Origin of the sequence: Halovenus anhuiensis, from assembly GCF_037080055.1 — an archaeon.
Lineage (GTDB): Archaea > Halobacteriota > Halobacteria > Halobacteriales > Haloarculaceae > Halovenus.
On sequence record NZ_JBAOJI010000002.1, the window covers coordinates 155775 to 178216 of the forward strand.

At 49.0% G+C, this 22442-nt stretch carries 21 protein-coding genes; 8 read left to right on the plus strand and 13 right to left on the minus strand.

The annotated features are described in order from the left end of the window. Nucleotides 1-77: 77 nt before the first annotated feature. Nucleotides 78-431: an ArsR family transcriptional regulator gene (locus V8P86_RS06625; RefSeq protein WP_336326463.1), complete on the minus strand. Its 354-nt coding sequence runs from the start codon at nucleotides 429-431 to the stop codon at nucleotides 78-80. Between the two features lie 116 nt (nucleotides 432-547). On the opposite strand from V8P86_RS06625, the gene V8P86_RS06630 reads away from it, so the two are divergent. Further along, the gene (locus V8P86_RS06630) at nucleotides 548-859 is read left to right on the plus strand and encodes a hypothetical protein (RefSeq protein WP_336326464.1); all 312 of its coding nucleotides are present in this window, start codon (nucleotides 548-550) and stop codon (nucleotides 857-859) included. A 218-nt stretch (nucleotides 860-1077) separates the two neighbouring features. Beyond that, nucleotides 1078-1251, plus strand: coding sequence for a hypothetical protein (locus tag V8P86_RS18905; RefSeq protein WP_442909377.1), 174 nt, complete (start codon nucleotides 1078-1080; stop codon nucleotides 1249-1251). Nucleotides 1252-1254: 3 nt separating this feature from the next. Here the strand turns inward: V8P86_RS18905 and V8P86_RS06635 are convergent, their stop codons facing one another. The 6 genes from V8P86_RS06635 to V8P86_RS06660 all read right to left on the minus strand — a co-directional run bounded on the left by V8P86_RS06635 (nucleotide 1255) and on the right by V8P86_RS06660 (nucleotide 7831). Continuing rightward, nucleotides 1255-1965, minus strand: coding sequence for a hypothetical protein (locus V8P86_RS06635; protein ID WP_336326465.1), 711 nt, complete (start codon nucleotides 1963-1965; stop codon nucleotides 1255-1257). Between the two features lie 323 nt (nucleotides 1966-2288). After that, entirely contained in the window at nucleotides 2289-2573 is a 285-nt protein-coding gene (locus tag V8P86_RS06640) for a DUF3006 domain-containing protein (RefSeq protein WP_336326466.1), read from the minus strand. After that, nucleotides 2570-3985, minus strand: a complete 1416-nt coding sequence (locus V8P86_RS06645; RefSeq protein ID WP_336326467.1) for a lamin tail domain-containing protein — start codon at nucleotides 3983-3985, stop codon at nucleotides 2570-2572. The genes V8P86_RS06640 and V8P86_RS06645 overlap by 4 nt, the downstream gene beginning before the upstream one ends. A gap of 109 nt (nucleotides 3986-4094) precedes the next feature. Further along, nucleotides 4095-5261, minus strand: a complete 1167-nt coding sequence (locus tag V8P86_RS06650) for a tyrosine-type recombinase/integrase (RefSeq protein ID WP_336326468.1) — start codon at nucleotides 5259-5261, stop codon at nucleotides 4095-4097. A gap of 514 nt (nucleotides 5262-5775) precedes the next feature. Continuing rightward, nucleotides 5776-6222 carry a hypothetical protein gene (locus tag V8P86_RS06655; protein WP_336326469.1) on the minus strand — a complete coding sequence of 149 codons (447 nt, stop codon included), beginning with the start codon at nucleotides 6220-6222 and terminating at the stop codon, nucleotides 5776-5778. 388 nt (nucleotides 6223-6610) lie between these two features. Continuing rightward, a complete protein-coding gene (locus V8P86_RS06660; RefSeq protein ID WP_336326470.1) occupies nucleotides 6611-7831 on the minus strand; it encodes a hypothetical protein in 1221 nt (406 codons plus the stop codon). Between the two features lie 574 nt (nucleotides 7832-8405). Between V8P86_RS06660 and V8P86_RS06665 the strand changes: the two genes are divergently transcribed. Beyond that, nucleotides 8406-8927 carry a ribbon-helix-helix domain-containing protein gene (locus V8P86_RS06665; protein WP_336326471.1) on the plus strand — a complete coding sequence of 174 codons (522 nt, stop codon included), beginning with the start codon at nucleotides 8406-8408 and terminating at the stop codon, nucleotides 8925-8927. 176 nt (nucleotides 8928-9103) lie between these two features. After that, nucleotides 9104-10105, plus strand: a complete 1002-nt coding sequence (locus V8P86_RS06670) for a tyrosine-type recombinase/integrase (RefSeq protein WP_336326472.1) — start codon at nucleotides 9104-9106, stop codon at nucleotides 10103-10105. 175 nt (nucleotides 10106-10280) lie between these two features. On the opposite strand, the gene V8P86_RS06675 is transcribed toward V8P86_RS06670, so the two are convergent. From V8P86_RS06675 to V8P86_RS06700, 6 genes are all read right to left on the minus strand, one after another. Beyond that, entirely contained in the window at nucleotides 10281-11375 is a 1095-nt protein-coding gene (locus V8P86_RS06675; RefSeq protein ID WP_336326473.1) for a tyrosine-type recombinase/integrase, read from the minus strand. A gap of 571 nt (nucleotides 11376-11946) precedes the next feature. Then, nucleotides 11947-12480 (minus strand): hypothetical protein, encoded by a 534-nt coding sequence (locus V8P86_RS06680; protein ID WP_336326474.1) that lies wholly within the window; start codon nucleotides 12478-12480, stop codon nucleotides 11947-11949. Next, entirely contained in the window at nucleotides 12473-13621 is a 1149-nt protein-coding gene (locus V8P86_RS06685) for a CRISPR-associated protein Cas4 (RefSeq protein WP_336326475.1), read from the minus strand. The genes V8P86_RS06680 and V8P86_RS06685 overlap by 8 nt, the downstream gene beginning before the upstream one ends. A 131-nt stretch (nucleotides 13622-13752) precedes the next feature. Beyond that, on the minus strand, nucleotides 13753-14247 hold the full coding sequence (locus tag V8P86_RS06690; protein ID WP_336326476.1) for a DUF7344 domain-containing protein: 495 nt from the start codon (nucleotides 14245-14247) through the stop codon (nucleotides 13753-13755). Between the two features lie 461 nt (nucleotides 14248-14708). Next, a complete protein-coding gene (locus V8P86_RS06695; protein ID WP_336326477.1) occupies nucleotides 14709-15710 on the minus strand; it encodes an AAA family ATPase in 1002 nt (333 codons plus the stop codon). Between the two features lie 78 nt (nucleotides 15711-15788). Beyond that, the gene (locus tag V8P86_RS06700) at nucleotides 15789-17312 is read right to left on the minus strand and encodes a hypothetical protein (RefSeq protein ID WP_336326478.1); all 1524 of its coding nucleotides are present in this window, start codon (nucleotides 17310-17312) and stop codon (nucleotides 15789-15791) included. 164 nt (nucleotides 17313-17476) lie between these two features. Between V8P86_RS06700 and V8P86_RS06705 the strand changes: the two genes are divergently transcribed. From V8P86_RS06705 to V8P86_RS06720, 4 genes are all read left to right on the plus strand, one after another. Next, nucleotides 17477-19762 carry a DEAD/DEAH box helicase family protein gene (locus tag V8P86_RS06705; RefSeq protein WP_336326479.1) on the plus strand — a complete coding sequence of 762 codons (2286 nt, stop codon included), beginning with the start codon at nucleotides 17477-17479 and terminating at the stop codon, nucleotides 19760-19762. Between the two features lie 73 nt (nucleotides 19763-19835). Continuing rightward, complete coding sequence (locus V8P86_RS06710; protein ID WP_336326480.1) at nucleotides 19836-20018, plus strand: hypothetical protein; 183 nt, start codon at nucleotides 19836-19838, stop codon at nucleotides 20016-20018. Then, complete coding sequence (locus V8P86_RS06715) at nucleotides 20011-21984, plus strand: hypothetical protein (RefSeq protein WP_336326481.1); 1974 nt, start codon at nucleotides 20011-20013, stop codon at nucleotides 21982-21984. Before V8P86_RS06710 ends, V8P86_RS06715 begins: the two co-directional genes overlap by 8 nt. Beyond that, nucleotides 21981-22439: a DNA phosphorothioation-associated 4-like protein gene (locus tag V8P86_RS06720; RefSeq protein ID WP_336326482.1), complete on the plus strand. Its 459-nt coding sequence runs from the start codon at nucleotides 21981-21983 to the stop codon at nucleotides 22437-22439. Before V8P86_RS06715 ends, V8P86_RS06720 begins: the two co-directional genes overlap by 4 nt. Nucleotides 22440-22442: the final 3 nt, after the last annotated feature.

Genomic DNA, 22442 nt, shown 5'->3' on the forward strand with positions numbered 1-22442 from the left:
GTGGGTAATTGAAAAGGATGGATAATTGGACGATACCGAATAAGGATACTCGATGGCAGCCGATCAGTCGCTCTCGACTATTCAGACAGTCGTTTATTGACTTTTCCATTCACCTGATGAAGCAAGTCAAGCAGTTCGCTGTCGCTGTCGACACGATATCGCTCAGGGGAGGAATCTTCGACCGGTTCGAGGACGCCCAGAACCAGCAACAGATCTAGATGCGTGTACACCGACTGGCGGCTGACACCTGCTTCGGTTGCAAGCTCTGATTTCGTGAACTCTGAACCCGGAAGCGCATCCATCAGTGCGTCAAGAATGTAGCCGATACTCTCGTTTTGGACGAGAATCCGCCAGCCGCTTGGATACTCGTCACGCAGGTCGTCCATCGAGAGATCATCGGCCGAGTTCGGTGGTGATTTTTGACTTGACATAGAGTTTCACGCTGATTGTGTCTCAGTCTAGCGTCTATGCCGTGTTAAATCCATTGGACATATGTGACTATTCAATTTGAATAGATACAATTATACGCGGTACGAAGCACAGGAAAATGTCGGATGCAGCGGCGAGATTCGTCTGGAAACTTGCTCGTCGTCATTCGTGGGGGTCACCGATTCCAGCCGAAGAGTTGATTCGACTGGTCGCAAGGACGGAGGACTACGACGAGATGGAACGCGTTCTCGAAGAAGAGGTACTTGAACTTCCGTTCATCGTGCAGTCTCCAGATGGCATACATATTCCGAACGGACAGGACGCCCACGTCGAGGCTGCAGACTGGTTGCAAGAGCAGACTGGAATAGACGATTTCAAAATCAAGGCAACATTGTCGCGTCTGCCAGATACCTGGCCGACTGATGAGTGAACTGGTGGCTGTCTGGAATCGTCGGGACCGGTACCTGATTATCTGATCTACGGAGCTTTTCGGCTATGGGCGTTCCACATTCAGCAACTACTAGTAGTCGCCAAGGTTGCTAAAATCGACAGTCAGAGTCCGAATAATCGCATAGAATTTTCTGGTCACTTCTAACAACCAATTAAATGAGGGATTTTAATGAGATGGACCGAATAGCATTTAACGACATGGCTGTCCGGAGTGTTGCTTGTCCCTACTGCAGCGTTCAAACCTCGGTCACAATACCTAGGGGTGCAGAGATCTCTAAGGTACTCAAAGAGGGGTCTGCAAGTACGGAAGGCAGCGATGCAGGATGTCCAAACGGTCACCGGTTCAAAGTCATATATTCGAGAACACAGTAAAATTTAGTCTAATGAATCGATTATCGAGTTTTTGTTAGTACAGTTCTGAATCGCTTTTTCAAGTGTTACTCCAGTATCAATCTCAAAGTCGTTTATGCATTTAATTCTCTGAACAAACCTGTCTCCAATTTCGCTATCATAAATAAGGTATAATTCAGCCCCAAATTTTCTATCCCGCTCGATCTGTCCTAATTGGTTTATCGCCTCGGAAAAGTAGAAACTTGTAGTTCCAGAGTCGGGATATCCTAATTTTACGGTTCCCTTGTACAACTCTGCATCTCCCGACCCGGGGTCATCACATCTGGAAAGTGGAACTACAACTGGTCGGAAACACGGTCCATCTACCTCCCAAGCCGGTCGATAGTTTCCTTTACTATCCGTTACATAGGGTTGGCAACTAACCCTGAAGTTCTTAGCCCGCCCTCTTCCTTGGTTCGAGATATTGATTTTGACGGTGTCCCCCTCTGTCAAAGTATCCTTGACTATGACATCTGGCGTAAATGAGGCGGCCATAATTTTACTCTGTATATCCATGATATCTGTTTGTGACTGCTGAATTTCATTTTGGCTTTTTTGAACACGATACATCCTCCAATAAATAAGAACAAGAAGTGCTGAGAGAATTGAGGAAGCAAGGACTCCGATCAATTCAACTCCCCACGCGGGGGGTTGATCAAGAAGAGACTGTTGAAGAATTCTAACTATATTGTACATAGAACACACCTCCACAATTTGTACACCCGCATTGCTCACACTGATCCGTTTCGACCAAATTTCGGTGTACCAGTCCTAACCTCGCATCTACAGGTATCATCGCGAATGTTTCTCTACCGCAATAAGGACATCCAACTTTCACTACCTGCATAGATCTGATATAATTTCTCCGGGAAGAGGCTTCAATTTCAGGGAGAGGTGATCAAGACGCCGCGAGTTCGCATTCAGTAACCACTAGCAGTTCTCAGGTATCGTGACTGCACGGCAGCCAAATACTATCACTTTCCTGTTAGAGTGTCTCTGAAGAATAACTACTATTCCGACTAGTTATCATCGTCCGATTGCGGTCGCTTGGAGAGTCGATCAAATCGACTTTGTGCTGACTCCAGTCGCTCTTCTGTCTCGCTCGCCTCGTAGCGTGCCTCAACCACCTCCTCGCCCCGAACCTCAATATTCAGCACTGCATCGGCGTGCTGGCCATCCTCGGGCAACTCTGCTGGCTCGACGAGCAATTCGTAGGCGTCTGTCCCATTCTCTTCGAGGAGCACGGCTGCGAGGCCATTTTCGATCCGGTCAACCACAGCCGTATATTGTCCGTCGGGAATCATGAGTAGTCCTCCATCAGTACACGTTCACCATCACTAGTTCTCACAATAACAGTATCGCCGCTGTTGTTCCAGACTGGACTGCCAGCGTCCCAGTAGAGATCGGTCGATGTATCATCTCCACTCCCAGTCCGCAACGTCACTGTCGCCCCTGGATCCAGTGTGAACGCGGCTGGGAACGTGTACTGTTTGCCCGCTTCGTCTGCGACCGTCCAGCCACCCAGTGCCAGCGACTCGTCACCAGTGTTCTCGAAGACCACGTACTCGTCGTTGAGGTTCTCCCGGTCGTCACCCTCTGCATCGGCATTGATTGTCTCTATGGTAAATTCACCACCACCCCCCGCGTCACTGTCGTCGTCAGAGTCGGTGCCCGTATCTGTCGAGTCCTCGCTCGGGTCAGCACCAATCTGTTCGCGTTCACTCACTGCACTGTCCGTGCCTGGTTCGATTGGCTCGCCATCATGCAGCGACAGCGCGTCAGTCGGCGCTGTCTGCTGTGTACGAATCGAGACGCCCTCGCCATTCGAGATGAAGACGACATCGCCGTGCGTGGCCGTCCAGTAGGTCGCGATCGACCGGTCGGCGAAGTTCTGGAGAACTTCGTCGTGCGGGTGTCCGTACTGGGAGTTATAGGCACTGGAGATGATCGCCGCCCGCGAGTCCACTGCGTCCAGCAGTTCGTCGCTACTGGAACTGCTACTGCCGTGATGTCCCGCCTTATAGATTGTCGAATCCAGCGCTGACTCGTATTCTTCGACGAGGTACGATTCCTGTGCCTCCTCAGCATCGCCCGTGTAGAGAAAGCTCGTCTGTCCGTACGCAAACCGGAGGACGATGCTGTTGTCGTTGCGATTCTCACCACTGAGATACTCTTCTGGTGGACCGAGGACCTGGACATCAACATTCTCAAGCGGGATGGAATCGCCATCCTGTGTTCTGATCAGTTGCACACCGTGTTCTTCGACGGCGTCAAGGTACTCGTCGTAGGTGTTCGTATTGGCTGCAATCCCTGGGTCGTAGACTGTGCCAACACCATCAGCTTCGGTCTCGAAATATTCGATGACGGCGGCATTCCCACCGATATGATCAGCATCGTTGTGGGAAGTCACGAGATAGTCAATCCGATTGATGTCGTGGCGTTGCAGATAGGAAAGTACGTACTCACCGTCATCGTTGAAATGACCGGTATCAACTAACATTGTCTCGCCAGTCGGCCCAACGACTAACGTCGAGACTGACTGGCCGACGTTGATATTATGGACAGCAACAGTGCCATTGGCCTCGAAATCATTCTTGCCGGGGTTTGTTTCGGGGGCTTCAGTGTCATTAACAGTATCACTCGGCAACCCAGCACAACCAGATAGTACGAGGAGGAAAGCGAAACCGCAGACCGCAAGCCATCGTGAGCGCGTCATATCTGGCCCAGGGCAGCCATCCGTTTAGATATACTGGCTCGGAGGCCATACAACAACTGTTCTGGAGAGATGAGTAAACTTAGGAGCTGATTTATTGACCAAACGTCACTCAATCAAGCTGACTATGCTCCAGTGAGATATTGAGTTTGAATATATTTTGTCGGTAGGCAGACTCAATGAGATCGTAGTTCGGATGAAGATAGTCATCGATCGAGTCTGGAAAATCATCGAGGGGCTGGACGCGATCGCCGCGCATGTACTGAACGTGTTCCCGCTCCAGGCCCTCGACGAGCCGCCAGTATGAACTGAACCAGTGGCGGCCATAGTGACTCGTGATCGGGGCGGAGTCATCCGTCTCCGCATATTTTGGATGGAACGCTTCTTTCCATTCCTTATTCACTCCTTGTGGTACCATTTTCGTGAAAGTCCGTTTCGAGAGAAACACCCAGGGTTCGTCAACTTGCGGACGCGTCAGTAGATGCCGTAGCAAGAGCCAACGTAGTTCTTCATCGATGGGTAGAAGCCGAGGATTCGAGGATTTGTTGCCATCTCGGTCATGAGGAATGTATAGGACATCTTTCTTGTCTCCGATTGCTGGATGTGTACCGAGTTCTGGGTATTGCTTTTGCAATTCTTGATGACTAATATGGATCTCAGAAATGCGAAGGTTGCATTCCTCTCCTGCTCGGAGCCCCTCTTTTAACTGCGCACCAATAATGGCTCGACGGCGTATATTGGTGATGTGGCTAAATTGCAATTGGAGTTCTGAGAGAGACAGGTCATGGTAGTCTTTGTTGCTATTCTCACCAAGAGTTGTCTCTTTTCGCCCGAGTTCAATTGGGTTCCAGTCTGGCGGGTGTGGGAACATCGACTTCTGTTGCCAGTATTCATAGGCTTGAGAGAGCCGCGAGAGTTTTCCCTTGATCGTTTGCCGACTATTCCCGTGGATGTCACGCCTCCATTCGATAAATCGTTGGACGTGTTTCGGTGTCGGGCACGCTGGATGACGGCCGTCAGTAATTGCATCAACGTGTTCACGCCATTGGTCGTATGTTCGTCGATAGTGGAGAAGTGTGTCATCGTCGGTGATGCTGCCCCGGTTATGAAGGACGTTTGTGATGAAAAACTCAAACGGATCAGGAAGCCGCTGAAACTTCTTGCTGTATTGACCGAGTGGGTCGGTTTGTTTGTCAAACGCGGCCGCATACTGTTTCTCAACTTCTTCAGGATCTACTGTCTCTTGCCCGGGATCTGTCTCGTTCAAGTCGTTACTCACGCGAGACCACCTCCGGACGAGCATCAACCCGGTACATCCAGAGGTTGCGTGCGGTTTCGTACTCAATCGCCGCAAGTAGTAACGGATTGTAAAGATGTGGGTGCTGGTGGTTTTGTTTAAGATAATCGTAGAATTGGTATACTCGAACGTAGTATTGCTCGTAGCAGGTTCGGCGGACACGGTCTCCATCAAGCAGCTTTTCACACCACAAGTTTGCATCAAGAGGAGTTGCCAAAGCGTGGTGCCGGCCCTGTTTCTCCATATGGCTTAGCCACGAGTCGCCTGCTTTCCGAGCTACTTTCCGCATGTGCTTTGAGTCATATTCTTCAAGCAGTATCTCGCTGCAGTACCGATCCCAGGTGTCTTGGGCTTGATATTGTCCTGTATAGGTTTCCAACCGATAGCGTGGTGGAATCTCACTATACTGCTGAAAAGCTCCCGCGAACTGTTCTGGCTTTGTTCCTTTTCTCCGGCTCATGATTGTAGGGAGTGTCCAAAGAGAGAATCCTGAGGACTACCCATCACTCTCATCAAGGTAGTACCCATCAGCTTGTTGCTTGATTAGTTCTCCTTCAAGCGCGTCAAGATGGCTGGCTACACGTCCCGGGACAGTGTCAGCCACTGTCTGCGTTATCTCTGGCATCCGGGCACCTGGATTATCCTCAATGTAGGAGACGATCTTTGACCGCGAGGTATGCTGGAGCTGTCGTTCCAGATCTTGGATGCGCTGTTCTTTCCGCTGTATTTCTCGTTTGAGGTCTGCTTTCTGTTGTAGAAGTTCGCGGATGGATTCAGATGAAGCATCATCCATACTGATATTCTGCCTACCAGCTTCTACCATTCTGATCATATACTGGCTAATGGCCATATCGAGACCATCCGCATGGTTTGACCACTGCTCGTAGAGTGATTCAGGGGGGTAAGTAACCGCGGTTGTTTTGTTGGGGCCAAGATCGGGCATTTTTATTGGATAGAGTGTCGCGTGTAGAGGTCGTAATCAATCACCGCTTGAGGTTTGGAGAGTCAGCTGGCTTGTTGCCTTGTCAATGCGATACTCAACGAGTGCAGAATCACTCTTTTCAATATCAACACTGAGGGAGCGGAGATCAGCAGTGGTGAGAAATAGACACACACCAAGTTGATCTCCATCGTATGTTGATATCCGAGCACATCGTGGCGTTTCGATTAAGTTCGTGTCACCAGAGCTTCCGTCATTTTTCAGCGAGTCCGACATCAGAACTTGGTTAGCGAATGGTCAAGGTGAATTCGCGGCCGCCCTCCCCATCCAAGAAAAATATAAGTGTATTCGTTTTCGCAAAACCGCGGCACTCTATCAAAGAGGAGCTAAGTTACTCAAGCTCAGACATACTTCCAGAGATTCGGTCGTGTATTTCGTGCTGTCCTTGCTGGTCAGTTATCACTTGAGCAATAGCACGGTGCACAAACTCAATACCTCTGTCTTCAAACATCGAAAATCCAATAACGTATCCTAGATCCGTCAGGGACCACTCGGGATTTACTCTGCCACCTCCTTCTTTCACAAGAGGTGGCTCGTTTTTCCATTTTTCAGAGGTCGGATTGCTACCGAGATTATTCATTATTTCGGTAACTTGTTTTTTGCTTGTATTGCATGCCTGCTTGATACTGTCTCGGTCTACAGAGTAATTGTTCTTTTTCCAGACCTCGCGAAATACGTCTTCAGCGGACAAATTCCCACTCCGGCTATCATGAATAAGAGAGGTGTGTCTCTGAACTTGCGAAGTCAATTTTCCGGCTTTTTTGAGGGTGTCAGGAGAAGCAGTAAGGACGCTATCAAGCACGTCAGCATATTCTAGTCGATTAGCAATAGCGTTAACCTCAGCAATATCACGATCGGCGATAGCGTTAACCTCAGCAATATCTTGTCTAACCCTGCGGACCCTTTTGTCAATAGGATTATTATATTCAAGAGGTCTTCCAGAGCGATAGCGACCAAGATCCTCTTCAATAGACTCCATTTCGACTGTTTCGTTCATCTCTGGAGACTGTTGTCTACTCTTCTTCTGGGAGAGTCGTTCTGTCATATTATTCAAAAAGTCAGACGTCTTCTGGTACTCCCTATCAAAACCAGATCTGGATTCCCCAAAGATTCCTAATATAAACCCCCACCCCAGATCATCGTAATCAACATCTGCGCCTGCCACCGAACCAAGCGAGCGCAGCATCTGGCCTACTGTATAGCCAAGACGAACTTCGTCGTCAAGTTGGGTATTGGGCATCCAAGTATGAGGGTCTACAAATTCGGAGTCTCGTTCCAATTGCATTCGAGGTTGGATATCAAGGATTTCGTCCCATCCCTCTGACCAGTGTTCAGAATTAAGATAACCCCCCGCACACAATAGTGCAACATCATCTACAAGCGCTTGTATCCGCTGCGGAAGGTTTGGAAGGCGTGTATTGATAATATTACGACGAGCTCTATTTTTTGTTTGCTGGTCAAGATCGGTCTCGTGAGGGGGGCCTGCCAGTAGCTTCCGCTCATTTTTATAGAGCTGAGATTTTTGCAGGTTTCGATTCTCTTCTAGGTCCATATTCTATCATAATATGCAGGAAATATGGAAATTGGGGTGGGGTGAATATTGGGGCGATATGGAAATTTATAAAATTTTTCTCCACCCCCCTTCCGAGCCTGAACTCTCAGTAACCGTTCACTGAATATCAGTCGAAGATGATTTCGCGTGACAGTAAGCGAAGGATCAAAACGAGCCACCATCTGCTTCCGCCCGCAATTCCACAGTGGAGTCTACCAATACGGGACAGAAAGGTAGGTCAACACGATCTAACTAACCAATTTAAGAAGGACACATTGACAGCGCACATTTTGAGCCTGTACAGAGTACTTAAAATAGCACTGGACAGCAAAGGCATAATTCGGTACTTGAAAGAGCACATCGATTTAGTACAGGAGAAACGAGAAGCAATCCGACCTCACAAGGCCCTGATTGTGATGTGCGAAAAATCTGTAATCGACCCTCATAGAAACAACATTCAATCATCTATCTCAGTCGGTCGTCCAGAACAGTCTACCCCAAATCGTCTCAGAAATCTTTGGGGTAGAGTCGGTTTTCGCCTCACCGAGAACCTCCTCGTCCGAGGTGACTCACTATGAGTGATACGGACACACCAATCGTTCGACGAAAGTTCACACTTCCTGAGTCTCTTGACGACCAACTCACGGAATATGCAAAAAAGTACTATACCGGCAACCGAAGCGAGTTCCTCCGTTGTGCAATACAGGATCACATCCGCACACGCGAGGGATACGACGAGTTTGCAATCGAGAAGGTCCAAACAACACTTGAAGACCTCATTGAAAGAGTTGACGAGCTTGAAGAGACAACCAAAGAGAACGCCGCCCCACAACCTCTCCACACAACACCGGACGCCCGACAACCTGCCGCGACAGAGTCATCGGAGACTCTTGGTGACATGGACGCTCAACGAACTGTACATCAGTGTCTGCTAAATGCTGAGCCGAAGGGTCTCACCTTCTCAGAGGTAAACGACCGGCTTGATGCAGATTCAATGGCCATCCAAGCAGCTATTGACGAACTACTCAGTAAAGAGTTCATCGAGCAAAAGAACAGCGAACAGCCGACGAAATACCAGATCGATAACAGAACGTAGAAATTATGTCTAATAACTCATCCGAGAACAGAACGCTTGACGAATTCGTCGAGCAAAGCAAGTCGTCAGACACAGAAACACGCACAGCCTCCGACTCACACGACACTTCTGCTGAAACGTCATCAGCAAATACTCGGTCTAGCTCTTCTACGGAGACAACAACCAACCGACCCGCGTTGCAAACCGGCCATCCCCTGTGTGACAAATATCTGCACACAGTCGCCGGCGTTGAGATACAGGACTCATCAGCGGAGCGCTACGCAACCGCGCTTCGATCCTTTGTACAATATCTCACGGATAAAAAAAGTGATGTACTCGTCGTTAAGGTCGGGGATGTCAAAGAGTATCTGCGACATCGGACGCGAATCAGACTCGCAAAAAACACGCTAAAGACGGATCTCACCGCGATTAATAACCTCTACAAATTCATTCGACTTGACACTACTAATGAGACGGAGATTGATCTTTTTGCGCTGAGTGAACTCAACGTGGAAAAATTCCAAGCGCGCGAATCAGTCGAAATCGAACCGCTTGAGCCAGCTGAAGTTGAGAAGTTAGCCGCTGCTGTTAATAACCCGCGGGATCGACTCATGATTCTCGTGTGCGTCGAAACGGGAGCGAGAAACGAGAGCCTCCGCTTACTGAGTATCAATGATATCGATCTAAATGAAAATAAGGTTGAGTTACATAATACTAAGACAGGTGGCACCTATACGGCGCCTATCAGTAACGAATTAGGACTGGAACTTGAACGATGGATATACGTTGAGCGAGGAGGCTGTGCTCCTAGCGCAGATGATGGATACCTCTTCCCAAGTTCACAACAAGAGAAGATCTCAGGCAACGAGTTAAATACAATAGTAAAGTCAGCAGCAAAGAGAGCCGGGATTCAAGAGGTTCTCGTGGAGCGGGAACCAACGCCAGCCGAAAAAGAGAACGGCGTCTCCGCTGAGTCTGTGAAACAGCGCCGTGTCACGACTCATACCCTGCGACACACGTTCAGTTATATGCTAGAAAAAGCAGGAGCCCCGACAGAAGTCCGATCTGCTGCACTTGACCATGATTCAATCAAGACGACAAAACAGAGCTACTCGTACGAGGGGGTTGATTACGAAGATTTTGTCCGCCAATTTGTCCATGGTAATGCCGATGCTGATAGCGATAAGTGGAATACGTAAGGGTGTATTGAATATTAGATGGCTTTGCACCCCAAATCAGTGGGCACTCAGTTCCCATCTTGGTTGCAAGACACCGACTTCTTGCATCTGGAATGGGTACTCAGTGACCACTATGCCATTTTAAATCTCGATATAGGGATGCTGTTGGGAGTTGTTGCTGGGGAAGGAGCGAGAATTATCGAGGTGGTTCGAACTGATCGCGCACAGCAGCGAACTCCTCTTCTTGCCCATGTGAATAGCTCTGAGTTGTCGATGGGTCAGTATGATTAGCGACTAATTGCCGATACTGGAGCGGGACCCCGTCTTGTTTCATCAACGTTAGGCACGAATGCCTTAACGTGTGCACGGTCACGCGATGCCACTGACGACGCTCTTGGTTTGTGTTGAGTGCTTCTTGTTGTGCTGGAGTTAATTCCGACTCATCAATGACTGCTTGAATTCCAGCATCGTCAGCTGCCGATTTGATGATCTGATTAAGGCCACCATTTGTTTTGAGTTTCGGCGCTGTCTGTCCAGGGAATAAATACTCGCTTTCGTAGCCCCCACCATATGCGGGCTGATATTCGTCACACCAGATTTCAAGCTCAAGTCCTAATGCACGACTGATCGGGACATCATATGGCTTGGTGTTTTTGGGATCACGGACGTGAATCAGGAGAGTATCAAACGCCACGTCCTGCATACGTAATTCACGCAGGTCGGAATTCCGTAGTCCAGTCTCAACGGCGACAACTGCCAGCAATCGATTTCGGTAACTGTCCATTGCGTCATACAACCGGCGGACTTCTTCACGACTAAGAGGCTCCCGCTGGATTTTTGGCGGCGTGTTGTACTTGCTAAGGTCGATTGTTTCGAGTTCTAATGGGTCTAAGACAAGGGCTTCGTCGGCTTCTGTGCGGAGGTGGATGAACTTGTAGAATTCCGTGATCGTAGTGAGTTTCCCTTCAATTGTAGACCGTCGATTACCACGTTCAACACACCATTCAATATACTCAATGATATCCGTCAGTTCAGCGGTGAGAACCGTAACTGAGTGCCCTTCAAGGTACACTATGAATTCGCGCAAGTGATGCTGATACGTATCCACAGACGATAAACAGAGTCGTATCTCAGCGTGAGTATCCAAGTATGCACTTGCTAGCGGGCTTGAGAGATCGAAGCGGTCAGCATTCGCCCGCGGTGGAACAAAGTCCGCTTCATCGGGATCTGCAAAGCGTTCAACCAGCGGTTGTAAGCGCTTCGTGAGACCAGTGAATGGAATCTTCGACATTCTCGTGTTACCTCTTTGTTTGGGTCTTGTCGGAGCTGTTAGGGGCCGTCATACAGGCGCGGTAATACCGTGATGGGTCGTCATTGGTAGAGAATACTTGGCCTTGGTCAATGAGATCACCGAGTGATTGCCGGACGACTATTGGTCTCAGGTTAGCGCGCTCGTTTATATCTGCAACTCGGAGGGGTCTGTCTGCGTTCTTGAGGATGCCGAGAATTTGACCGGTATCAGGGGCAATCTGCTGACCCTGTGCTGTCGCGGACGCAGACCCAGATTGGCAGGGTGCCTGGGACTGCCTTTGATCTATCAGGGTTTCGACTTCCTTCGATAGGTCGGCTACGTCATCCTGCACTTGCTGAAGAGCCTGTAAGAGTTGTTTCAGCGTCAGGCGCCCGTTACCATTGAGCGTCTCTCTATGATCGGTGATTGCTTGTCGAAGGCATAGACTCACGTTGCCCTGATAGTGGTCATCCGCAATTCGCTTGAGGTCGTCGTCAAGGGTATCGGTAATCGTGAACTTGCGACGCGTGAAATCGTGGTCGGAATCAGAATTAGTTCCCATGCGTATCACCTATAATTGAGAGCCGTAGAGAGCATCTTCCGGGACCAGCGGACCTAATTCGGCACGCAATTCCCAGAGGCTCTTTACGACAGACTCCCCATCGACTCTATTTTCGTCCGTCTGCCAGTCGAACCCATCTTCAGCGAAGTCTACCTTGTGGTCGTTTATTGCTGAGGTTTCAACGTACTCAGAAAGTAACTCGTCAAGTGCAATATGCCGGAATCCCCGAAAAGTCGGCTGGGAGATCGCGTCCGTGGTTAGAAACCGGGCTCGGAGAAAGGAGAGCGTTTTCTGAGTCGGTGTGATGAGCGTGCTGTCTTGATATCGGCGCGTATCCAATGCCTTACCTAATCCCACCAACAACTCCTCCTCACCGTCAACGTCAGTAACCTCGTATTGGTTACTGCCGAGGAAGTGATCGGCGTTCCCGTCACCAAGTGCCCATGCTGCGGCGTACAATCTGCCCCCCTCTTTTTCAACTTCATCAACTACGAGAAAACTCCACGCTCTGCGGGACGTCTCCAATTCGTTCCATCTATTCATCGTGTTCACCTCCCGTGAGATTATGCTGTTCCGCGGGTGGGGGGCCACTCAACGGGGCCGGTGTGTCTTCTGACAGGCAGGAAGGACAGAGTGGTGTGTCGCAATCATCTGTGACTTCAATTTTGGCCCACTGATATGTCGTCTCACATCTTGCACACTGCCAGTCGTAGACTTCAAAAGTACCCGCTAACTTGGGATAACAGTGTGCTAAAGTCGGCGTGAGCTCCGCATCTTCATGACTGTTCAGGTATTCTTCGACTTTTTCCCGCGGGTACTCCGCGTACCCCGGAATGAATCCGACTGGCCCAATGTCCTCGTGCGCTGTATCAGCTTTCCCGCATCGGGTCCTGAACGAGCAGAAGTCACACTCCCACTCGGCTTCTGGATCAGCTGGCGGAAGCGTCTCATTCAGTCGATATTTATTGTGTGTCGCCGCCCACTTGGCGATTACGTCACGCCAGAAGAACGGATCAAATTCAATATGAAATGCGCGAATATCCAGTGTTGTCCGACTTCCGTACAGGATAATCGCGTCGGTGATATTCCGCTCGTATTTCTCTGACAAGCCTTTCAGATACGCGTGTGCTTGGGCTTTGTGGTGCCTGCTTGATGACTCGACAGACTCGATTGACCGCTTGGTTTTGATCTCTGTCAGGAGTAGGGGCCTTGCGTCAGCGTCAACAACGACCGGGTCTGTCTCACCCTTAATGCATAGTTCACCTTCATCGGTCTCAACGGTGAAATCCACCCAGATAGAGTTCGTAATGTACTCGTCATCTCCAACCACTGCGTCCCGTAAAAACGGTACAGCGATGTCTGTTTCAAACTTTGACCCAACCCAGAAGATACCCTCTGGGTCCGCCGACTCTTCAGGTGCGTTCAGTTGCTTGTATGCTATCTTTCGATGACATTGGAGAAGACTACTCGGGCTGAGTCGTTGAGGTGACTTGACCGATGCTGGCCCATTAAAATACGGCGTTCCCTCCCTGATATTCCGTGCAAACTCGCGCTCACAATGCCATGTTTCGAAAGTCTCTGCCGACACCGTTTCTATGAGCTCGTCAACTAGCGAGCCAGAGTTATTGTGATCAGTAGTCTCAATTGGATTCGCTAGCGCTTGGTCTCTTGTCTCGTCAGACATCACCGCCACCCCCAAGCCCGTATCCGGCTATGTGCCGAGACGACGTATTGAACAACTGAGAGTAACGCTCTTCGGGTACGCTGTGAATGTTTGACTGCCATCGTTTACCCACAGAATGGCGAACTATATCGTCAATCGTTGATTGAGTCTGAGCGTGAACGGGTGCCATTAACGTGTAATCTAGCCACAGCATCATGGAACAGTAGTTGCGCCACTGGGGACGTGATTGCAGCAACTATAGACAAGGCAGGGAGATTCTGATCTGGTGTGATTGTCTTCCGGTTAGAATTATACTCAATAGCACCTACGTCATCTAGCTTTGGTAAATGGGTCTGGATTAGTGCCGTGTAGACATTATGGTAGGGTTCGCCCGTCGCCTTCTCAACAGACACTTCCTCCTCAACCGAGACGATCTCTCTTGCGAGTTGCCGGACTGATACAAGAACCTCCTCATTCTGGGATTGGGACTTAGTTGGTGTTTCAGTTGTTTCTATTGGAGTTGAGGAAATTGCCTCGTGAGCGATGAACCCAATTGCCAATCTCCGTCGAGAAGCCTGCAACGTATGATGTATCGTAGAAATAGAACAATCAGTATAGGACGCGACTGAATCTGGAATCTCAACCATAGTACCCCTGCCTGAGGTTCCGCCCCGTAGCTGACTCCCTAACCGGCATGCCTTTGCATTGAGTCGAACCTGATTCTCGGACTGACATATGTTAACAATCAACTTTTTCCGTATTAATTCTTCTGGAAGAACTAGTTCTTCTCAACGAGTGAATTTCTATCCCGCTGGCTCTGTCATTCCCGATAGATGGGTGGTCCCGGTCGCAAACCGCGAGTCTCCGATGACGATATCCTTGAAGTCTTCCGACAAGCATCTGATCCAGTGCTAACGACAGCAGAAGTAGCCGATGGAGTCGATATCGGCCATCGAGGAACCTACGACCGACTACAAAAACTCGCCGATAAAGGGGTCATAGAGATGAAAAAAGTCGGAGACAGCGGCGCTGTGTGGTGGTATCCAAATAAACTCAGAAGTTGATCTATTCTGATAACAAGTTTCTATGAACTAGAACAGGGTTCCAGCTAATCGCTGGCAACAATGTTGCTCGTCTGACTTTTCTCATTACGCTCCAACTTGAATTGTGGGGAGATATCCAGACCGTCGAGTTCAGGTTCGATAGCGAACAGGAGAACCTGCCGGTCAGCCTGTTGGATCACCTCAAACACTTTTTCTCTAATTTCGACATCAACCCGGGCGAACATCGAGTCCCCAATCAGCGGTGGGGAAGCAGGCATCAGTTCACCTGCGACAACGGCTGCAGCCTGAGAGATGAGATTCTTCTCTCCCGCAGCAAGGCTCTGGATTTCTCCACCGGATTCCGATTCAGCTGGACGGCCTACTAAGCTGTCCTGCCTTTCTTCGACCACGTATCGACCGTCGATACTGGCCAGTAGGTCGTTGATCCGGCTGAGCATTTCATCGCCAAGTTCGTAGTCGTTGGCGAAGTACTCCGGCAGATCAATACCTCGGGCGGAGGATTGCCGGGCTGCGGCGTCTCCCAGATCGGCTACGAGTTCGCTCCAACTAGTTCCTCCCCAGGCATCCTCTATCCCCAGAGAGGATTCGGCGTCCAGCTTGCAGAAAGTGAATGCTGGAAGTGGAAAGGCGGTATTAACGGCGTCAGCTGACCCTGTGTCGACCCATTGACCATCTTTTTCTTTCTGGACTTGGAGCGAGTCTACCGAGTTAACGGGTCCTCGGCGCGTTTCCGAGGTCTGGAATTTGCGCGAGAATCGGTATCGTTGGCCCAGATTGTTGTTCGAGATCGTCATCGATACTTTCGCGGATACTTCGTCGCCGGGCGACAGTTCGTCAACTAACTCGTAGGCGACAAGAGGTGCTTCGTCTTCAAACTCGCCTGTAAGACAGAGACCGATTGAGTCGGCTAAGGTGGTCTTCCCTGAACCGTTGGCTCCGCAGACGACGTCGATGCTGGCTTCCTCGTTTTTTCCGAAGTCCAGCTTGTGCTCGCCACGGAAGCGTCGGAGGTTCTCTACGCTGAGAGACTCGATACGAATAGCCACTATTGTAACAGTTGAGTTGAAGTATTATCAAGCTTTCTGGGCCATGCTATACCTTTCCAGGGGGTTCGGAGGCGGAGATTATTGGGTGATTGCGTCCAGCATGTTCTGGTATCGGCTGAGTTGTTTTTCGACGACAGGGCTTCGGCATCTGACTGCTAGGGTGTCTGATTCCCATTCGTCCGGTTCCTTTCTCGGCCAGACTCCGTAGAGATCAACTTTTGGCAGCTCCAGTATGCCGAACTGGACGGCGTGAAGGTAGAGGGCTGTCGCTGCGTCCTGCCATGTGACATCTTTCCTCCGTGGCAGTGTTTCAGGGAAATCGACAAGGACGGACGGTAATCCGCGATCTCGTCCTGCGGAGATGAATCCGGAGTCGTTGCTGAATAGTATGAGGTCAAATCCGCTGTTCTCACAGGCCGCGGTGATGGCGTTGTCGCCGGTGTCTGAGGGTATTTTCTCAGTGTAGAGCTCTTTCTGAAGCCGTGACCAGTACTGTCTTCCGAGACGGAGCTGCCTTGGTGTTCCTTTGGGCTGATTAAATAGTTCGCCAAATTCGCCGCCGAAGGCGTCTTCGAGGGCTCTCGTGTTGTTGATTTTCTCGTCGCCTTCGTAGTCCATCAGTTCGTCTCTGACTCCGGTGATGACGGCGTACCCGTTCAAGCCTTGTTCGAGTTCAGGGGCTACTCCAAGTTGTCGTGCAGGCCAGTACTGTATCAGATTAGTGTCGAAGACGGCGAGTGCAGCGGTGTTACTGTGTTGGATACGGCGGTTTCGGAATGGATCGATTTGGTCGGAGATTTCGTCTTGGTTTTCGAACTCCAAGATGCTGGATGTCATTGCTCCAATAAAAGATCGGGCGCTAGGTAGTTCTGAACGAGGCTGCTTTCCGTACTGTCTTCGAACTTCGTCTCTTTCCTGCTTGTATTGGTCGAAGTCAGTTGTGAATCGGATGGAAGCAGGGTTGCCGCGGTCCAGCTCTATTTTGTAGAGTGTAGAGACGAGGGGAGATTTGTGGTCGACTGAGATCGTCTTGTTTCCGGTGCTGTAGAGAGCGTTGAACAGGAGCGGTAGCTGCTGGCGGGTTATCTTGTAGGCTTTGTCGGAGGATTGCTTGTCTCCGGGACTGGTTAGATCTAGATCTGAGTTCTCTTGGAAGTCTATCAGACTCATTTGGGGACGTGGAATCATGGGATAAAAAGTGGATTCCAGTTCGGCCTGGTCGGGGCCTTCTAACGTGTAGAGGTGATCGAGCTTTTCGCTGGCTGCGATCAGACAGGCGTTGATGAGTCTGGATCCGCTGGAGATGCTAACAGCTTTCGTGTCTTCGTCACTTCTGTCCCGGAGTTCTTCCACTACGTGTTGGGAGGCTTCCTGGGGTTTGAATATCGACGGAGTCGCTGTAAACTCAATATCCGAGTCTATCTCGTACTCCTGACAGACCTTCTCGACTAGTTCCTTGATGGAGTTGACTACCTCTCCGTCATTCTTCGGTACGAATACGAGAATGTTGTCGGGAGTCGAGCCGCTTTCAATCGATGCTATGAGGGAGTTCAGTAGGGGGGTGGGTCGGCTATCTGTAACACCGATCCAAGTATCAGCCATTGTATAGCAAGATGTAGCGGTACCAAATATAATTGATTGAGTCCAGACTGTAGCTGCTGCTCGGTCAGGTCATGTTGATATTTTAAACATAGCCCGACACACACTTTGAAATACTATGTGGAAAACTGGGCGATGCGGACTACAGTTTTGATTTCGACGGCCTCGTGAACTTTGACTACGACTCTCTGGATGCTGAGGAGTTTGTGGATACGGAGTACAGGACGTGGATCAACGTGTTCGAAGAGGAGTTCCTTGACTCGGATCTGTACTATCCGGAGCCGGGCGAGTATCATATGTGGTGTTTCTTCAGTCCGATATCAATTATCCGACCGCTACCGGGGATTTATACAGACCTCGGTTCAAGATTACTAGTACCAGAGGTATCACAAGTGACTGTATCAGGGAACACCGTAGGGTCTAGATTGGATGAGCTTGACCTTCCACCGGTTATTGAGACTTCTGAGACAGATTTCATACACGATTTCTATAATCCTATTCTGTCGCGGGCGATTGAATACAAAAGGGGTGTAGGTTACTTTACCAGTGGGTGGTTGAAGAACGCTGCCAGGGGTATAGCTGGTCTGGCCTCTAATGGCGGAAAAGCGAAGTGGATTATCAGTCCGATCTTGGAGGAAGATGACTGGGAGGCATTCAAGAAAGGTGAGGAAGGCCGTAGGAACGAAGTCATCTACGAATCGCTTGAGCGAGGTATTGATGAGTTAGAGGAGGGGCTGGAGGAGGATACTTTGAATACTGTTGCTTGGATGATTGCTGATGGTCTCCTGGAGATCAAATTTGCAGTTCCGGATGGCCGCAATATCTATGGTGACTTTCACGATAAGTGGGGTATTGTCACAGGCATCTACGGCGGTAAAATGGCGTTTCACGGGTCTCAAAATGATAGCCAGAAAGGGTTCTACAATTACGAGTCGTACGATGTTTTTTGTGATTGGGCGTGTGATCGGGATGCTGAAAGAATAAAGAAACACGAGGAGCGGTTTGATGATCTGTGGAATGATAGGAAAGAGGATATCTCTGTGTATTCTCTTCCTGAAGGAGTAAGCGAAGATATAGCTGAATTGAGAGAGACGGACGACGCCCCTTATGACAGTGATCGGTCAGGTGGTAGTCCGATGAGTGCGAGAGATCATGAGATCACGCTGCGTGATTATCAGCAGGAGGCGGTGAACCAGTGGCGGTATAATGGTCGGCACGGCCTTTTTGAGATGGCTACGGGCACTGGGAAAACCTACACGGCTATCGGTGCTATGGATCAGACCTTTGCGAAGCAGGGGCATCCGATGGTTGTGGTTATTGCTGTACCTAACACTCACTTGGCTTTTCAGTGGAGAGATGACTTGGAGGACTGGGGGTATTATGAAGAAGTCTACATGATATTCGGCAGTGTCAACACTAACTGGAAGTCGGATATGGGAAGAGTTCTTGACGATATCCGGATTGAGATGCAGGATATAGCGATTTTGCTTACTACTCACGATACTCTTTCAGATGAGCACTTCAGATCGGAGATTGAGCAGCTAAACTGTGACAGGTTGTTGATTGCTGATGAAGTTCACGGATCTGGGTCTGAAGAAAGAAAGAAGGGCTTGCTGGAAGATTACAATTACAGGATCGGGCTTTCTGCTACGCCTCAGAGATACTTTGATGAGGAAGGTACTGACTTCTTGATGGATTATTTCAACGGGGTTGTTTACGAGCTCACGTTGGGTGAGGCGATTCCTGAACACTTGACGCCGTACGAGTACAAGCCGTACTTTGTGGAGATGACGCCAGACGAGCTTCACGACTACGAAGAGATAAGCAGTGATTTGGGATGGATGGCTGCGAGTGATGATGTTGAGGACGAAATTGTAAAGAATATGAGGATGGAGCGGGCTGATTTGATCAAGAAGGCGGAGAACAAGTACAGCAAGCTTCATGAGATTTTGGAGGGGATTGATGAGCCGGATCATCTCTTAGTCTATACTAACGATGAGCAGATTGATCAAGCACAGCAGATTTTGGATGAGCACGGTATTTTCCATCACAAGTTCACTCAGGCAGAGAAAGCAAGTGAACGTCCAGAATTGCTGGAGCAATTTGACAGAGGGAATTACGATGCTTTGGTTGCGATGAAGTGTTTGGATGAAGGGGTGGACGTGCCGTCAACTCGGGAAGCCATTTTAATGTCAAGTACTGGTAACCCCAAGCAGTTTATTCAGCGGAGAGGGCGTGTTCTCCGGCATTATGAGGGGAAAGAGAAAGCTACAATACATGACATTATTGTGGTACCATCTCTATCAGACGACTTGAATCCTGAGATCAAAGAAATTGAAAAAAGGATCTTATTGAAGGAACTGGACAGGTTTGATGAGTTCGCATCAAATGCTGACAACGAAATTGAGGCGAGGAACGCCATTGAAACAGTCCGAACAATATATGAGGTGTAGCGCGTGATCATTACTCTATCCGCAGAACTAGCAGTTGAATGGAATATTTCAGGCAACAAAAAGAGGACTTACCATGGATAAACCAGAAGTCAACCGTCTAATCACGGACAAAGTCGATGAAATAGATGATGAGGACCAGAAAGCGTTCATCAAGCAAATTTTGAAATTCGAGAGGGATAATCTTGACCAGCCTATGCCTCGGTACAGTGACGACTACAAAGACATGCTTGACGATATTGTCTTAGAAGATGAGTAGAATACAGATTCACTCTGTGGAGGTAAAAGACTACAGGCAGTTTCACGGAAAGCAACGTATTGAGCTTGAAACCGACGATAAGAAGAATATCAATGTTATAGAGGGAGAAAACGGCTCTGGGAAGTCGAATCTTCTGAATGCCATCACTTTCTGTCTTTACGATACCGAAGAACATCTTGAGGAGTCGAAAGAAGAAGGATTGAGCGTATATCCGTACGGTAACCGGGACAAGTTGGAAGATTTAGATGAAGGCGAGGAACTGAATGGGTACGTGGAGGTCCGGTTTGGTCGAGACAGGCCGGAGTACAGGTTCAAACGGTCTTTTACGACGGTTAAGAAAGGAGAAAACCAATTTAGCGACGCTTCTGAGGATCTGACACTGCAGCGGAAGGAGAGAACTGATTGGGATATCAAGGACGACCCTATCGCCCATCTAAATCAGATTATGCCTGTTGATGTCCGTGATTACTATCTTTTTGACGGTGAACGGCTTGACACGTTTTTTGAAGAGGAGTATTCGGAGAATGTGAAGAAAGGTATTGTCGACGTTTCTCATATTGATCTTCTGGAGAGATCGAAGAAGCACCTGAAGAGGGTTCGTGACCAGATACAGGACAAGGATGATTTCTCCGGGAAGGAAGATGAAATCCGGGAAGAGTTGAATAAGAGGAAAGACGAACTGGATGATTTGAAAGAGGAAAAGAAAAAAATCGTCTCTAACCTCAACGAGACCAGGCGACTGATCAAAGAAAAGGAATCGAAGCTTGAGGATAGTGATGACAAATACATCCGGAGCAAGCAGGAGCAACGTAGTAAGGCGAAGGATCGTTTAAAGAGCCTCCGGAGTCGGAAGGAAGATCTTCAGAACAGGTCTGGGGATGTCCTAGCTGAGGCAGCTCCTATTGTGTACTGTTACGATGCTCTTGATTTCACTTTAGAGCAGATCAACGAGCTTCATGAAAAAGGGAAACTGCCTCCGAGGATTCAGGACTACTTTATCCGAGATCTCTTGGATGAGGGTGAGTGTATCTGTGGAGAGCCGATAGACGAGGAACACGAGCACGAGCTCAACGAACTTCTTGAGGAGGTGGAGCAGGGTCTTGATGAAGATGAAAACTTGGAGGGGAAAAGTGAGATTCCGCGTATCCAGGATGTTGGTACTGAGAAGGTAAGCCAGCTTCTGGATTTGAGGCAGCAGATCCGTGATGTCGAGGAAGAAATTGATGACACAGAGACTGAGATCAACGAAATTAAAGAGAAGTTGAAGCAGTTCGATACCTCGGACGAAGATATCGACGTTGATGCCATAGAAGATCAGCTTGATGAGTTAGAAGATCGTGAGGAGACGTTGGAAGACAATAAAGAGAATATTGTGAAGGATATCGCGTTGAAGCAGGATGAGGTCGATGAGAAAGATAAGGAGTTGACTGAGGAATTAAAAAAGAAGGAGAAGCACCAGGACCTCGTGAAGAAACTGGAGTTCTTGGAACAGTCGATTGAACACGTTAATGATATTCAACAGACAGTCCTTGCTGAGATCCGTAGTCAGGCTCAGGAGAAAATAGAGGAGTACTTCAACCAGCTGATCTGGAAAGATGAAGAGTACGAGATTGTCTTGGAGGAGGATTATACTATCCGAGTTCTAGACGAGTTCGGAATGGACAAGATTGGTTCTCTCTCTGCTGGGGAAAAGCAGGTCTTGGCGTTGTCGTTCATGTCAGCACTCACCAGTATAAGCGGATTCGAGGCTCCAATCGTTATTGACACTCCTTTGGGCAGGATATCCAGTGAACCACGGAAAAGAATTGCCGAAAATATCCCGGACTATATAGAGGGTACGCAACTGACTTTCCTGATGACAGACTCAGAGTACACTACGCAGGTTGAAAGTAGAATGAAGGATAGTATATCTAATGAGTACCTGTTGAACAATAGCGGGTTAAAAACTGAGGTGGTTGAAAGATGATCGACGAGATTGAGGAGACAGAGATCCCACGCGACCTTGTTATTGAGAAAGATAAGCGTGACCGCTACAAAGAATTGATTGACGAGGACAGTGGGTCGCCTTTTGCAGGTCAGCAGATGAGCAAGGTGTTCATGGTGTCGCTGGGTATCGGGTATGATCAGGGGCTTCAGAAATCTCTTGACTCAAGGAAGGGGACCATTCCTTGGAGTGCCTTGACTAAAAACGAGCAGTGGATCGTCAAGTCTGTTGCAGCGAAGGAAGCTGATGATGCTGAGATTCTGAAGGATGGCAGTCAGGTAGCACAAATAGTTCAGGAATATGCAAATGGTGGTTTTGAGTACATCGACGACCTAGTCCGTGGGCCAAAAGATACTCTCTCAACACTCCGGACTGAAGTGGTTACGATGCACCAGAACCATCGACCGGATGCTGAAGTAACGGATGATGACGACTGAAGC

Excerpts from the sequence above, each read along its gene's own strand:
- V8P86_RS06625 (WP_336326463.1), bottom strand. The coding sequence starts at position 431 with ATGTCAAGTCAAAAATCACCACCGAACTCGGCCGATGATCTCTCGATG.
- V8P86_RS06630 (WP_336326464.1), top strand. The coding sequence starts at position 548 with ATGTCGGATGCAGCGGCGAGATTCGTCTGGAAACTTGCTCGTCGTCAT.
- V8P86_RS18905 (WP_442909377.1), top strand. The coding sequence starts at position 1,078 with ATGGCTGTCCGGAGTGTTGCTTGTCCCTACTGCAGCGTTCAAACCTCG.
- V8P86_RS06635 (WP_336326465.1), bottom strand. The coding sequence starts at position 1,965 with ATGTACAATATAGTTAGAATTCTTCAACAGTCTCTTCTTGATCAACCC.
- V8P86_RS06640 (WP_336326466.1), bottom strand. The coding sequence starts at position 2,573 with ATGATTCCCGACGGACAATATACGGCTGTGGTTGACCGGATCGAAAAT.
- V8P86_RS06645 (WP_336326467.1), bottom strand. The coding sequence starts at position 3,985 with ATGACGCGCTCACGATGGCTTGCGGTCTGCGGTTTCGCTTTCCTCCTC.
- V8P86_RS06655 (WP_336326469.1), bottom strand. The coding sequence starts at position 6,222 with ATGCCCGATCTTGGCCCCAACAAAACAACCGCGGTTACTTACCCCCCT.
- V8P86_RS06660 (WP_336326470.1), bottom strand. The coding sequence starts at position 7,831 with ATGGACCTAGAAGAGAATCGAAACCTGCAAAAATCTCAGCTCTATAAA.
- V8P86_RS06665 (WP_336326471.1), top strand. The coding sequence starts at position 8,406 with ATGAGTGATACGGACACACCAATCGTTCGACGAAAGTTCACACTTCCT.
- V8P86_RS06675 (WP_336326473.1), bottom strand. The coding sequence starts at position 11,375 with ATGTCGAAGATTCCATTCACTGGTCTCACGAAGCGCTTACAACCGCTG.
- V8P86_RS06680 (WP_336326474.1), bottom strand. The coding sequence starts at position 12,480 with ATGAATAGATGGAACGAATTGGAGACGTCCCGCAGAGCGTGGAGTTTT.
- V8P86_RS06685 (WP_336326475.1), bottom strand. The coding sequence starts at position 13,621 with ATGTCTGACGAGACAAGAGACCAAGCGCTAGCGAATCCAATTGAGACT.
- V8P86_RS06690 (WP_336326476.1), bottom strand. The coding sequence starts at position 14,247 with ATGGTTGAGATTCCAGATTCAGTCGCGTCCTATACTGATTGTTCTATT.
- V8P86_RS06700 (WP_336326478.1), bottom strand. The coding sequence starts at position 17,312 with ATGGCTGATACTTGGATCGGTGTTACAGATAGCCGACCCACCCCCCTA.
- V8P86_RS06710 (WP_336326480.1), top strand. The coding sequence starts at position 19,836 with ATGGATAAACCAGAAGTCAACCGTCTAATCACGGACAAAGTCGATGAA.
- V8P86_RS06715 (WP_336326481.1), top strand. The coding sequence starts at position 20,011 with ATGAGTAGAATACAGATTCACTCTGTGGAGGTAAAAGACTACAGGCAG.
- V8P86_RS06720 (WP_336326482.1), top strand. The coding sequence starts at position 21,981 with ATGATCGACGAGATTGAGGAGACAGAGATCCCACGCGACCTTGTTATT.